The 13,105-nt window shown below is 42.4% G+C and carries 11 protein-coding genes and 1 other annotated feature; of the genes, 8 read left to right on the forward strand and 3 right to left on the reverse strand.

Features of this window, described 5'->3' with window-relative positions; all coding sequences use genetic code 11:
- Positions 1–81 precede the first annotated feature (81 nt).
- Positions 82–2,679, forward strand: coding sequence for an excinuclease ABC subunit UvrA (uvrA, locus tag QR40_RS04480; protein ID WP_044293989.1), 2,598 nt, complete (start codon positions 82–84; stop codon positions 2,677–2,679).
- Positions 2,680–3,243: 564 nt separating this feature from the next.
- Here uvrA and QR40_RS32445 read toward each other — a convergent pair.
- Positions 3,244–3,366 (reverse strand): hypothetical protein, encoded by a 123-nt coding sequence (locus tag QR40_RS32445; RefSeq protein WP_276325417.1) that lies wholly within the window; start codon positions 3,364–3,366, stop codon positions 3,244–3,246.
- A gap of 72 nt (positions 3,367–3,438) precedes the next feature.
- Between QR40_RS32445 and QR40_RS04490 the strand changes: the two genes are divergently transcribed.
- The 7 genes from QR40_RS04490 to ilvN all read left to right on the forward strand — a co-directional run bounded on the left by QR40_RS04490 (position 3,439) and on the right by ilvN (position 11,060).
- The gene (locus tag QR40_RS04490) at positions 3,439–4,197 is read left to right on the forward strand and encodes a MerR family transcriptional regulator (RefSeq protein ID WP_044293651.1); all 759 of its coding nucleotides are present in this window, start codon (positions 3,439–3,441) and stop codon (positions 4,195–4,197) included.
- A 163-nt stretch (positions 4,198–4,360) separates the two neighbouring features.
- On the forward strand, positions 4,361–5,143 hold the full coding sequence (gene larE / locus QR40_RS04495; RefSeq protein ID WP_044293653.1) for an ATP-dependent sacrificial sulfur transferase LarE: 783 nt from the start codon (positions 4,361–4,363) through the stop codon (positions 5,141–5,143).
- A gap of 63 nt (positions 5,144–5,206) precedes the next feature.
- Positions 5,207–5,965, forward strand: a complete 759-nt coding sequence (gene larB / locus QR40_RS04500; RefSeq protein WP_027295928.1) for a nickel pincer cofactor biosynthesis protein LarB — start codon at positions 5,207–5,209, stop codon at positions 5,963–5,965.
- Positions 5,966–7,201 (forward strand): nickel pincer cofactor biosynthesis protein LarC, encoded by a 1,236-nt coding sequence (gene larC, locus QR40_RS04505; RefSeq protein ID WP_044293655.1) that lies wholly within the window; start codon positions 5,966–5,968, stop codon positions 7,199–7,201.
- A gap of 38 nt (positions 7,202–7,239) precedes the next feature.
- Positions 7,240–8,364: an aldo/keto reductase gene (locus QR40_RS04510; RefSeq protein ID WP_027295930.1), complete on the forward strand. Its 1,125-nt coding sequence runs from the start codon at positions 7,240–7,242 to the stop codon at positions 8,362–8,364.
- Positions 8,365–8,458: 94 nt separating this feature from the next.
- Positions 8,459–8,750 (forward strand) — a binding site (T-box leader).
- A gap of 69 nt (positions 8,751–8,819) precedes the next feature.
- Entirely contained in the window at positions 8,820–10,547 is a 1,728-nt protein-coding gene (ilvB, locus tag QR40_RS04515; protein WP_044293656.1) for a biosynthetic-type acetolactate synthase large subunit, read from the forward strand.
- Positions 10,548–10,562: 15 nt separating this feature from the next.
- On the forward strand, positions 10,563–11,060 hold the full coding sequence (gene ilvN / locus QR40_RS04520; protein WP_027295932.1) for an acetolactate synthase small subunit: 498 nt from the start codon (positions 10,563–10,565) through the stop codon (positions 11,058–11,060).
- On the opposite strand, the gene QR40_RS04525 is transcribed toward ilvN, so the two are convergent.
- A complete protein-coding gene (locus QR40_RS04525) occupies positions 11,047–12,333 on the reverse strand; it encodes a sensor histidine kinase (protein WP_044293658.1) in 1,287 nt (428 codons plus the stop codon). The two genes, ilvN and QR40_RS04525, sit on opposite strands and share 14 nt — an antisense overlap.
- A gap of 72 nt (positions 12,334–12,405) precedes the next feature.
- Positions 12,406–13,083: a response regulator transcription factor gene (locus QR40_RS04530; protein WP_044293660.1), complete on the reverse strand. Its 678-nt coding sequence runs from the start codon at positions 13,081–13,083 to the stop codon at positions 12,406–12,408.
- Between the last annotated feature and the right edge of the window lie 22 nt (positions 13,084–13,105).

Below are 13,105 nucleotides of genomic sequence, written 5' to 3' on the forward strand. Positions count from 1 at the left end.
CTTTAACACCAGGGTTTTGATATGTGGTATAAAAAGCATGACCGATGTTTTGAACAGGTGAATGCGAAAGGAGCAGATTATATGAATATCAGGATTAAAGGTGCGCGACAGAATAATTTAAAAAATATCAGCCTTGAAATACCCAAAAATAAGCTGGTTGTTTTTACGGGATTATCCGGCAGTGGTAAATCAACACTGGCAATGGAAACTCTGCAGAGGGAATGCCAAAGACAATATATGGAGTCTATGGGGATGACCATGGAGATTGGATCAAAACCTATGGTGGATAAAATTGAAGGCTTATCTCCGGCAATTTCCATTAATCAGAAAAATACGAACCGTAACCCGCGCTCAACTGTTGGTACGGTTACGGAGATTTCCCCATATCTGAGAGTACTGTTTTCAAAATTAGGGGAAAGAAACTGTAAACACTGCGGTAAAACCATTACCCCAAATTATGGGGAAGAAACCGGGGCTATCTATGCAGAGCTTCCGGACCAGGCGGAAGAATCTGCCGAAATGTATGAGCAGATGATGCCCTGCCCTCACTGTGGAAAAGGAATCCCAGAACTTACGGCAAGCCATTTTTCCTTTAATAAGCCGTCAGGAGCATGTCCTGCATGTAAAGGAATCGGTATTGTAAGCATACCGGATATTGATCTTTTAATTGACCGGTCAAAGAGTATAAAAGAGTTTGCCATCCATGGCTGGGATCAGGTATATATTGACCGATACGGGGCATCAATTGCGAATGCAGCCCAATATTATGGATTTGAATTTGACCTGTCTGCTCCCATCTCTGAGTATAGCGAAACTGCAATGGATTTACTTCTTTACGGTGCATTAAGCAAACAGTTTACACGGCATTTTCCAGACATAAAACCTCCGAAAACGGTTCCTGAGGGACGCTATGAGGGAGTCATTACGAATCTGATGCGCCGCTATGAGGAAAAGAATTCATATAGTGCGAAGCAGCGCATTGAAAAGTTCTTAATACAACAGGAGTGTCCGGAGTGCGGCGGCATCCGTTTCCGGAAGGAGATTCTGGATGTAAGGGTTGCCGGTGTAAATATTATAGAGGCACTTTCAATGCCGCTTACGGATACTGCAGACTGGCTGAAGCAGCTTGACCGGGATCTTAGTGCGGATGAAAGAGCGGATGCCAGAGCGGTTGTCGGGCAGGTTCTGGATAACTTGCTGCACCGCATAGAGCGTATAATAGAAGTGGGCGCCGGATATCTGTCCCTGAACCAGCCCAGTATATCCCTTTCAGCAGGGGAAGCCCAGAGAATCAAGCTTGCCTCTATTCTGGGAAGCAGTTTAACAGGAGTCCTTTATGTGTTAGACGAACCATCCACCGGGCTCCACAGCCGGGATACTTCTAAAATCATTGATGCGCTGAACAGGCTTCGGGATATGGGCAATACTGTGATCGTTATCGAACATGACCTTGATATTATACAGGCTGCAGATCATATCATTGATTTTGGACCTGGTGCAGGAAGAGACGGCGGGCAGATTGTTGCGGCTGGAAATGTGTCAGATCTTAAGAACTGTTCACAATCGGTTACCGGAAAATATTTAAGCGGTACAGGTTATAACCGGGTATCTCTAAAATCTCCCGGAAATGGGAAATATGTAGTGATTAAAAATGCAAATACAAATAACCTGAAAGATTTGAACGTAGAAATTCCTCTGGGGAAATTTATTACGGTAACAGGTGTTTCAGGCGCAGGTAAATCCAGCCTGATCTTTGGAGAACTGGCAGAAGCGGCAGAAGCATATGCCCATCAGCCAAAAAGAAAACAGAAGAGTAACGTCAGCGGTCTAGAGCATTTAGAAAATGTGATTACCATTGGACAGACATCAATCGGACGTTCTCCGCGTTCTAATGCGGCTACTTATACCGATATTTTTTCGGATATCCGGAATTTATATGCTGCAATTGCAAGGAAACAAAATAGAGGATTACAGGCAAAACATTTTTCCTATAATGTACCCGGTGGGCGGTGTGAAAATTGTCAGGGTGCCGGAAAGTTGTCAATTTCCATGAATTTTCTGCCGGATGTTGAAGTAGTCTGTCCGGTTTGCAGGGGAAATAGATATCAAAAGCAGGTATTAAATGTAAAGTACAGGGGACTTAGTATTGCGCAGGTTCTGGAGCTTAGTATTGATGAAGCCGCAGCCTTGTTTGAGCAGGAAAAAGAAATAATGAAGAAACTGATAGTACTGCAGGATGTAGGCCTGGGATACCTTGGGCTTGGGCAATCAGCAACTACGCTCTCCGGTGGTGAAGCCCAGCGGTTAAAACTGGCAAGAGAATTGGCAAAGCAGACCGGTGAAAGTGTATTGTATCTGTTTGACGAACCTACCTGCGGACTGCACCCGCAGGATGCAAACCGTCTGATTGGAGTATTTCAGCGATTGGTTCAGATGGGCAGCAGTGTAATTGTGGTTGAACATAATCCGGAAGTGATTCTTGCATCTGACTGGGTGATCGACCTTGGCCCCGAAGGCGGAAATTATGGCGGACGGATAGTTGTTCAGGGGACGCCGGAAGAAGTAATGAAGCATCCATCTTCTGCAACTGGAATCATTTTGTCTAAATCATACCGTACCACCTGGTCTGAAATACCAAAATCAGATAGCTGCCGTGATCGTGACCGGGAAGAACAATAAAGCTTGCTTTTCTGGTGTTTCTCCGCTACACTAGGAATCCTAAGGGGGGGGTAAAATTGCTTACTGGCAGATGTGCTTCACACTTTGTGGGAGATGAGATCCCTCCCTGCAGGTTTGTGATATGGGGTCTAGCTGATTAATCACGCTTTGTAGATGTAGGTAGTGTAGGGAAAGAGAAGGTGGCGGACCGGGACATTGGTTTGGAAGGCTTACCACAGAACTGGCATTTTCTAACCTTCCCGGAGCACTTTTTGGCGGCACGCGGGCATTCGCTCCGAAATCCTGATGCATTAAACTTCCATCTTCTTTTACACAAACAGTTGAAACATAGCGCAGCAACCAATACAGAACATCCTGCCACAGCCCAGGGGTTCCAATCTGCTGAGAAAACCAGCTTTGTGACAGTAAACTGAATCTCGGAAAGATGGGTGTGGGAAACTGGTATGGGCGTAGGAAGCGTAGAGCAGAGCTGAGTATTTACTTACCTTTTCGAAGTGTTTTTTGGCGGATAGTATTCGACTGGCTCCCATCGGATACTAAGCGGGTACTGAACCGAGAAATGCATCAGGATTTCTCGGTGAATACCCGCGTGCCGCCAAAAAGCGCTTCGGAAAGGTTAGAAAATACCAGTTCTGCGGCCAGCTGACGGAGGCCATGCCAGTTTTCCACACCCATCTTTCCGCACACTACCTTTATCTACAAAGCGTCCCTTCCTCAACAAAACCCAAATTTAAGATGACAGAATGGAGGTATAGAAATTTGAACACATACAAGACTGCCGATATCGCCAGAATGTTTGAAATACATGTGAATACGGTACGATTATACGAGAAATGCAGTCTGATTCCCAAACCGCAAAGGTTAAGTAATGGGTATCGGGTATTCACGGATCTGCATGTAGAACAGCTGAAGTTAGCAAGGGCGGCACTTCAGGCAGAGGTACTGCAGAATGGGCTGCGTAAAAAGGCAGTGGAAATCATTAAGATATCTGCGGCTGGAGATTATGAAAAAGCAGCGGAATTAACCCGAATTTATATGAAACAGGTGGAAACAGAGATAAAAAATGCGGAAGAGGCAATACAGATTACACAAAAGTTATTATCCAGTTTAGGTGCAGATTCCGATGAAAAGGATATTTTATTTACAAGAAAAGAGACGGCTGATTATCTTCACGTTACAATTGATACCCTTAGAAATTGGGAACTAAATGGGCTGTTTTCTGTTAAACGGCTGGAAAATGGATATCGGGTGTATACATCGGAAGATTTGCAGCGGTTAAAAATAATACGTTCTCTCCGCTGTGCAAATTATTCTCTGTCTTCTATATTAAGAATGCTAAAAGCCCTGACAATGAACCCCGATACCAATATCCGGGAGATAATCAATACACCCAGGCAGGATGACGACATTATAACCGCATGTGACAGGCTCCTTACATCTTTACAGGAAGCGAAAGAGAATGCGTTATTCGTAGCGGCGCAAATAGATAAAATGAAAAGAATGAACGGAAAACGTTAAGTGAAAGGTTAAGTGAAAAAGTACTTGACTTAAAGCAAACTTTAAGTGCTACTCTATATAAAACAGAGTTGTGCAAATATTATGTAAATATGGTCTGAAACCCGCAAATATGATACAATAGAATGAATATAAAGATCGGGTTACAAGTATCGGAAAGGCATACATGGATAAACTGGAATTATTAAAGAAAAGGCTGAAAGAATTAAAGAAAGTAGCAATTGCATATTCAGGCGGAGTGGACTCTAATTTTTTGATGTCTGTAGCAAGAGAAACGTTAGGAAAAGAAAATGTGCTTGCTGTATTATGCAGTGGAGCTATGCTGGCTCAAGCTGATTATCAGGAAGCGGTTCAGCTGTTAAAAGACAAAGATGTACAGTATGAAATTCTTGCTATGGATGTATTCACGGTGCCTGAATTTGCCGGGAATGATAAGAAGAGATGTTATTATTGTAAAAAGAACTTAATGTCGAAGATTATCGAAATGGCTAAAACCCAGGGGTATGAAGTTGTATTGGATGGGAAGAATCTGGATGATGCTAAGGTATATCGCCCTGGTGCAGCAGCAGCCCAAGAGCTGGGGATCTGTTCCCTGCTTTATGAGTGTGGATTTACAAAACAGGATATCAGGAATGTAAGCAGAGAACTGGGGATTATCACCTGGAATAAACCGTCTAATGCCTGTCTGGCTTCGCGTTTTCCTTATGGTACGCAGTTGACAGCGGAAAAATTAAAACAGGTGGAGGATGCGGAACGCTGTCTTAAGGAGCTGGGGATAGATTCAGGCAGAATACGGGTACATGACAGGATTGCACGGGTTGAAGTTGCAAAAGAGGATTTTAAATGCCTTCTGGAACATAAGGACTTTGTGAACAAGGTTAAGGCATGCGGATTTGATTATGTAACGCTGGATCTGGAAGGATTCCGCAGCGGAAGTTTTGATTTGTAAGAGGAAAAGCAGTATAAAGTCTGTATAGCTACAGTTCGGATACATGCGGGTTGGAAAGTTGGTGTGAACGTGGAAGTAAAGGAAATATTAGAAAAGTTAAATGCACATGAAATTTCAGTTGCCGAAGCAGAAAAACGGATGAAAGAAGAAACTGTTGATGACCTTGGGTATGCAATGATTGATTATCAGAGAAAGATCAGGACTGGAGTATCTGAGGTTATTTACTGTGAGGGAAAAACCAGTGAGCAGATAGCAGGAATCGTGGAAAATATGATCGCACATCAGGTCGGAAATATCCTGGGGACGAGATGCTCAGCGGAAAAGTATGAGGCAGTTAAAATAGTATGCCCGGATATGGAATATGATGAAGAAGCCAGGATTATCCAATATAATAGGGAAGCTGTTTCTATGAATAAAGGCGTGGTGGTAGTGGCATGTGCCGGAACATCCGATCTTCCGGTTGCCAAAGAGGCAGCCATAACAGCACGTTTTCTGGGGAATCATGTAGAAGAAATCTATGATGTAGGTGTTGCCGGAATACACAGGCTTTTATCGAAACTGGATGTTCTTGCCAGGGCAAATGTAGTGATCGCTGTAGCCGGAATGGAAGGGGCGCTGGCTTCTGTTGTAGGCGGGCTGACGGATAAGCCTGTTATTGCGGTGCCTACTTCTGTTGGATACGGAGCAAATTTCGGCGGTGTTGCCCCTCTCCTGGCAATGCTGAACAGCTGTGCCAGCGGAATCAGCGTGGTAAATATTGACAACGGATTTGGTGCGGGTTATATGGCGCACAGTATAAATAGTCTGGGAGGAAAAGAATAGATGCAGAAGAAAAGAATCTTATTTTTCGACTGTTTTTCGGGAATAAGCGGAGATATGACTCTTGGAGCGCTCCTGGATCTGGGATTAGACAGACAGGTATTTTTGCAAGAACTGGAAAAGCTCCATGTGGACGGATATAAAATAAGTTTTAATAAGGCGGTAAAAAACGGAATAACGGGTAATTATGTGAAAGTACATTTGGAGCATGAAGTTCGTGAAGGTTATGAAATTCATGAACATCAGCACCATCCGCAGGAGCATCATCATGAACATCGGAACTTAATGGATATTAATCGTATCATAGAAGAAAGCGGAATTACGTCAGGCGCAAAGGATCTGTCGAAACGCATTTTTTTACGGGTGGCAAAAGCAGAAGCGAAAGTACATAACAGGAAACTGGAAGAAGTCCATTTTCATGAAGTTGGGGCAGTAGACTCCATTGTGGATATTGTAGGAACTGCGATTTTAATTGATATGCTCAGACCGGATATGGTGTGTGCATCTATTATTCAGGATGGCAGCGGGTTTATTCATTGCCAGCATGGGAAACTTGCGGTTCCCGTTCCGGCAGTATCTGAAATTTTTGCAGCCAGCGATGCGATTACCAGGCAGATTGACATTAATACCGAGCTTGTGACACCCACCGGGGCTGCAATCATAGCAGAACTGGCATCTTCTTATGGAAATATGCCGGAAATGAATGTCCAAAAAATCGGTTGGGGCGCCGGTACGAAGGATCTTGAAATACCAAATCTTCTAAAGGTCAGCCTGGGTGAGATCGTGAATGTGGATGGGAGATTTCAGGATAAAGATGATCAGGTATTAGTCCTGGAAACGAATCTGGATGACTGCACAGGAGAATTCCTGGGATATGTTATGGAACGGCTTTTTGAACAGGGAGCATTGGATGTGTTTTTTACACCAATATATATGAAGAAGAACAGACCGGCATACCGCATGACTGCAATTTGTGTTCCGGAAGATATGAAGAAAATAGAAGAGATTATATTTTTGCATACCACTACTATCGGCTTACGTAAAAGATTAGAGAGCCGAACTGTTTTGCCTAGAGCAAAAGAGGTTATTTCTACGAGATATGGAGAACTGGAAGTAAAAAAGGTGACTGCAGGAGCAGAAGAAAGAATTTATCCGGAGTATGAAAGCGCTAAAAAACTGGCGATGCAGCAGGGAGTACCGTTAAAAGAAATATATCAATGCATCTATGAAGCAGAATAATAAGACACTGTATATCAAATATAAAGGAGGATTATGTAATGAGTGAAAAATTTTTAGGATCTGAGATTAAGAAATTGGGGTTTGGGATGATGCGCCTGCCAATGTTGGAAGACAACACGATTGATGTGGAACAGACTAAAAAAATGGTTGATCTGTATATGGAAAAGGGATTTACATATTTTGATACCGCATATCCATACCTGGACGGACATTCAGAAGAAGCAGTAAAAGCATCCTTAACCAGCAGATATCCCAGGGACAGCTATCAGCTGGCTACGAAGCTCCCGGTATGGCTGGTAAATGCAAAAGAAGATGTAGCTAAAATCTTTAACACCCAGTTAGAACGTACCGGAGCAGGTTATTTTGATTTTTACCTTTTACATGCAATTGATCGGAATAAGGCCGTAAAGTATGAAGAATATGAAGCATGGGAGTTTGTAAAAGAGCAGAAAGAAAAAGGCCTGATCAAACATTATGGATTTTCTTTTCATGATACGGCTGATTGTCTGGATGAAATATTACAAAAACATCCGGATGCAGAATTTGTACAGCTTCAGATCAATTATTGTGATTGGGACGACAGCATTATTCAGGCAAAGAAATGTTATGAAGTGGCAAGAAAACATAACAAACCGGTAATCATTATGGAGCCGGTTAAGGGAGGAACACTGGCATCACTGACACCTGAGTTGGACGAAATATTTAAAGAAGCAAGACCGGAACATTCCGTAGCATCCTGGGCGCTGCGTTTTGCAGCTTCTCTGGAAGGCGTTATTACGGTATTAAGCGGAATGTCAAATATGGAGCAGATGGAAGATAATTTAAGCTTTATGGCTGAGTTTGAGAAAATCACAACGGAAGATCAGAAGGTGATTGATGAAGTCACAGCGAAGCTGAAAAATATGCCGCTGATCCCATGTACAAACTGCCAGTACTGCATGGAAGTCTGTCCACAACAGATTCCGATACCGGAGATTTTTAAGGCAATGAATAAAAATGCGACATTTAAGAACCTGCAGGATGCAAAAAATGAATACGGTTTTGTAACAGGCGGCGGAAACAAGGCATCGGATTGCCTGCAATGCGGAGCATGTGAGGCTCAGTGTCCACAGCATATTGAAATTATTGCAGAACTGCAGAATGCAGTCGCGATGTTTGAGTAGGGTGAGAAAGAAAACTGTCTGAAAAAAAGTATTGACAATCAGCGAGTATCCCAGTTATAATAAAAAATATCAGAAATGCATATAATATAAAATGACAAATGCAATGATGAGGAGGAGTACATACTCACTGAGTTCCAGAGAAAAGATGGTTGGTGCGAATCTTTAACAAGGAAGTATGGAAGTAGCCTTTGAGCAGTGAACTGAACAGGATTACCTAAGTAGGCTTCAACGGAATTTTCCTCCGTTACAGGGAAAGCAGTATCGATTTTTCCGTACTGAAATGAGAAGTTATCATGTCAGATGGAGGATTATCCGTACTGGCAGAGTGCAAAGATTATTCTTTGAATTTAGGTGGTAACACGGATCACAGCGTATTCGCCCTAAGCTAATTTTATTAGCTTAGGGCTTTTTTATTGCCGGAATGTATCAATGGAATTTGTAAAGGAGGAAATGCAATGGAAAGAAAAGGAACGCAGGCTTTTATTGAAGCATTAAAACGGGAAGGGGTTGATATGTTATTCGGTTATCCGGGCGGTTATGCAATTGATATTTTTGATGCCCTTTATGATCAGAGAGACATAGAAGTAATTCTTCCGAGACATGAGCAGGGGCTGATCCATGCTGCAGATGGTTATGCCAGATCTACGGGGAAAGTCGGAGTTTGCCTTGTCACCAGCGGTCCGGGGGCAACAAATCTGGTTACCGGGATTGCAACGGCTAATTATGACAGTGTACCGCTGGTATGCTTTACCGGCCAGGTGCCGACCCACTTAATTGGAAATGATGCTTTTCAGGAAGTAGATATCGTTGGAATTACCAGAAGTATCTGCAAATATGCGGTTACAGTCAGGGAGAGAAAAGATCTGGTACGGATCATAAAAGAAGCTTTTTATATTGCCAGAACAGGAAAACCGGGACCGGTAGTTGTTGATTTCCCAAAGGATATTCAAAATGAGATGTTTGAAGACTGCTTTGATGAACCTGTTTCTATCAGGGGATATAAGCCTAATTTATCTGTACACAAAGGTCAGATTAAAAAGGCTCTGGAGATGTTAAAAAGCGCCAGACGCCCTGTGTTCTTAATTGGTGGCGGTGTTCCGATTGCAGGTGCGCAAGGCGCATTGGAAGAATTGGTGAATAAGGTTCATGTTCCCGTAATTACTACGATTATGGGAAAGGGGGCAATACCTACGGACCATGATTATTATATTGGAAATATTGGAATGCATGGTTCTTATGCTTCGAATATGGCAATTAGCGAGTGCGACCTGCTGTTCTCCATAGGAACCAGGTTTAACGACCGGATCACGGGAAAAATCAGTGAATTTGCACCGGAAGCAACGATAATCCATGTAGATATTGAGGCGGCTTCCATATCCAGAAATATTCATGTAGATGTTCCAATTGTAGCGGATGCGAAACTGGCAATGGAAGCAATGCTGGAAAAGGCAGAGGATTGTGAAAGAACAGAGTGGATAGGACGAATCAGGGAATGGAAAGCGGAATTTCCAATTGCCAGAAGTACTCACAAAGGACTTTCACCGGATAAAATCATTGAGGTTATTAATAAACGGGGAAAAGACGGGATTATTGTAACAGATGTTGGGCAGCACCAGATGTGGGTAACACAGTTTCTGGAAATGAACCAACAGACCAGGCTTTTAACGTCCGGCGGACTGGGGACTATGGGATATGGCCTGCCGGCAGCAATAGGGGCAAAACTGGGAAATCCGAAGAGACAGGTAATCTGTGTATCGGGAGATGGCGGTGTGCAGATGAATATTCAGGAATTGGCAACAGCCGTAACCTGTGAAATACCGCTTACAATCTGTATTTTTAACAATAGTTACCTGGGAATGGTAAGACAGTGGCAGCAGTTATTTTACGATAAACGCTATGCAAGTACCTGTATGAAACGAAGAAGAAGCTGTGGAAGCAGCTGTGAAGGCTGTAAGACCAACGGATGTCCTGTATACTCTCCGGATTTTGTAAAACTGGCTGACAGTTATGGAGCGAAAGGAATCCGTGTATTTGATGAAAATGAAATAGAGGCTGCATTTATAGAGGCTGAGAGGAACCAGAACAGTCCGACGATCATCGAATTTATTATTGAACGGGATGAACTGGTATTGCCTATGGTGCCGGGTGGAAATGCAATTCACGATATGGTAATGGAATGTTAAAGGAGGAATAGTTAAATGAAGAAAAGATGGATATCGTTATATGTGGAAAATGATGTGGGTGTGCTGGCTAGGATATCAGGACTGTTTTCCGGAAAATCTTATAATCTGCATAGTTTGACGGTGGGAGAGACGGAAGATAATACAGTGTCCAGAATGACAATCTGTGTGGACAGTGATGATGCTACCTTTGAGCAGATTAAGAAACAGCTGAACAGATGTGTAGAAGTTATAAAAGTTGTTGATTTTACAAATGTTCCGATTCATATGAAGGAACTGATGTATCTGAAAATCCACACGGCAGGTGAGCAGGATAAAAATGAAGCCTTCCGTATGGCGGAAGTCTTTGGCGTCAAGGCAGTAGATATGAACAAAGACCGTCTGGTACTGGAATGTGTACAGACGGAGGAGCGCAATAACGATCTGGTTAAGCTTGCTGCAAAAGAATTTTCTGCAATTGAAGTAGTGCGGGGCGGCAGTGTGGCGATAGAATCAATTAGTATTACGGAGAGATAGTGTAGGAGCATTTTAGAATAAAAGTACATCCGCCTCCGGGGGTATCTTCTAATAAAATTTTGCCCCTCAGGGAGGTGGTATATTTTTGTGCAATACTTAAACCAAGCCCAAAATGTTCTTTGCTGCTACGTGATATGTCACCCTGATAGAATCTCTGGCAGACCTTCTTTTTATCTTCATCTGCGATACCGCAGCCATGATCAATAACTGAAAAGTAAATGTCATTTTTGTTAACGGACATCCGTAATGTAACAGTCTCTCCACTTGGTGAGTAGGCTATTGCATTGTCGAGAAATATACGAATAACCTGGGATAGATATCCGGGGATACTTGTGGGACTGTCAGTGAGATAATCGGCAGATTCCAGGCGAAGGTGAAGGTTTTTGGCTTTACACAGAGTCAGATACTTTTCATAGATTTCCAGAAGTAATGTATCAGGGTCATATTCTATGAAGACTTCTTCTGTATCAGACGGTGAAATGGTAAGGGTTAAAAGATCCTGAATTAGAGAAGACATTCTTATACATTCCTGTTGAATAAGATTATGAAAGTAGTCTGTTTGATCGTGGAACTGCTGTGCAGATGAAGCAGCATTTTGAATTAGCATTACGGGTGAACGAAGTTCATGGGAAGCAGCGGCTATAAAGTCATTTTGTAGTTTTTGATTCTCGCGCACAGGCGTCAGAGCAAGGCGGACGAACCGGTGTCCAAGGTAGAACAGGCAAATACAGCTGACAAATTCAATTAGCAGTAAATAAAATAGGAGTGTAAAGCCATCTGATTTTAAATGGGATATATCATTTAACAGATAGATATCCTGATAATGGCGATTGTTAGATAAGGAAATGTAGGCACAAAGGAAAGTACCTTGACCAGCTTCGGTCACCTTAAACAATGGACTTTGATAGGAAGAGCCTGTTATAGAGGTAAGATAATTTTCTCTGATATAATCTTTGGCAGTCTGAATCAGATTTTTCTGACCTGCGTGTAACTTGTCAGAGGTATTATAAAGCAGAGGTGCTCCATTTTCTTCAATATGAATCAGCAGATTTTCACGGTAACTTAGTTCGTCCAGCCAGGAATCTGAAACAGCAGAACCGTTCTGTAAAGTGGAGACTACATGAAAAATATTTGCCTGAAAAGTCTCTGTCTGTTTTTGATATAGGAATTTTGTATATAATACAGCTGTTATGGCAAGCGCCGCAGTAAGAATAATTCCGGAAGTCAGTACATACAGGATAGTTAATTTTTTTTGAACATTAGGAAATATCATATGTCAGTCAGATCCTTTCGTAAACTTTAGAGTATGCATAATGGTACAATCAACCCGGATCTGTCGGAGGTGCTATTTTGTGGATGCCAAATAATACCCGATTCCGTGCATGGTTTTAATACTGGTTTCTGCTTCTATTTTAGATAATCTTTTTCTTAGAAAATAGATGTAATTATCTAAATTACTTTCGTCCACATCGGAATCAGCCCCCCAGACAGAATTAAGCAAATAATCCCGTTGGAGAGTTAATTCAGCATTTTTTATAAAAACTTCCAATAGGCGGGTTTCCTTGTGGGACAGGGAGACAGATAGTGACGCGGATGATAGCGTTTGTTTTTCTACATCCAGAACAAGATCTTTATAGTTCAGGGTTACAGCGGAGTGAAGAATTCCCGGACGCCTTGATATAGCCCGGATACGCGCCATCAATTCGGATATTTCAAATGGTTTTGTTATATAATCATCAGCGCCTGCGTCCAGACCGCAGATCTTATCCTGCAGCTTTTCCAGTGCGGTAATTATGATAACGGGAGTCTCGATATTTTGTCCCCGTATAATTTTCAATAGGGAAAGTCCATCTATTTCGGGAATCATTCGGTCAAGTACAAGGATATCATAATAAGTATTTTGTATGTGAAATAAAGCGTCATCGCCGTTGTAGCAGATATCTGCTTCATATTGTGCCTGTAAAAAGTGGAGCTGTATAAGATTACAAAGATCTTTATCATCTTCAATTAGTAGAATACGCATGACAACACTCCTTAATATGGTA

Source organism: Robinsoniella peoriensis, assembly GCF_000797495.1.
GTDB lineage: Bacteria > Bacillota > Clostridia > Lachnospirales > Lachnospiraceae > Robinsoniella > Robinsoniella peoriensis.

Coding starts and splice junctions, on each gene's coding strand:
- uvrA (WP_044293989.1), top strand. CDS start 82: ATGAATATCAGGATTAAAGGTGCGCGACAGAATAATTTAAAAAATATC.
- larE (WP_044293653.1), top strand. CDS start 4,361: ATGGATAAACTGGAATTATTAAAGAAAAGGCTGAAAGAATTAAAGAAA.
- larC (WP_044293655.1), top strand. CDS start 5,966: ATGCAGAAGAAAAGAATCTTATTTTTCGACTGTTTTTCGGGAATAAGC.
- QR40_RS04510 (WP_027295930.1), top strand. CDS start 7,240: ATGAGTGAAAAATTTTTAGGATCTGAGATTAAGAAATTGGGGTTTGGG.
- ilvB (WP_044293656.1), top strand. CDS start 8,820: ATGGAAAGAAAAGGAACGCAGGCTTTTATTGAAGCATTAAAACGGGAA.
- ilvN (WP_027295932.1), top strand. CDS start 10,563: ATGAAGAAAAGATGGATATCGTTATATGTGGAAAATGATGTGGGTGTG.
- QR40_RS04525 (WP_044293658.1), bottom strand. CDS start 12,333: ATGATATTTCCTAATGTTCAAAAAAAATTAACTATCCTGTATGTACTG.
- QR40_RS04530 (WP_044293660.1), bottom strand. CDS start 13,083: ATGCGTATTCTACTAATTGAAGATGATAAAGATCTTTGTAATCTTATA.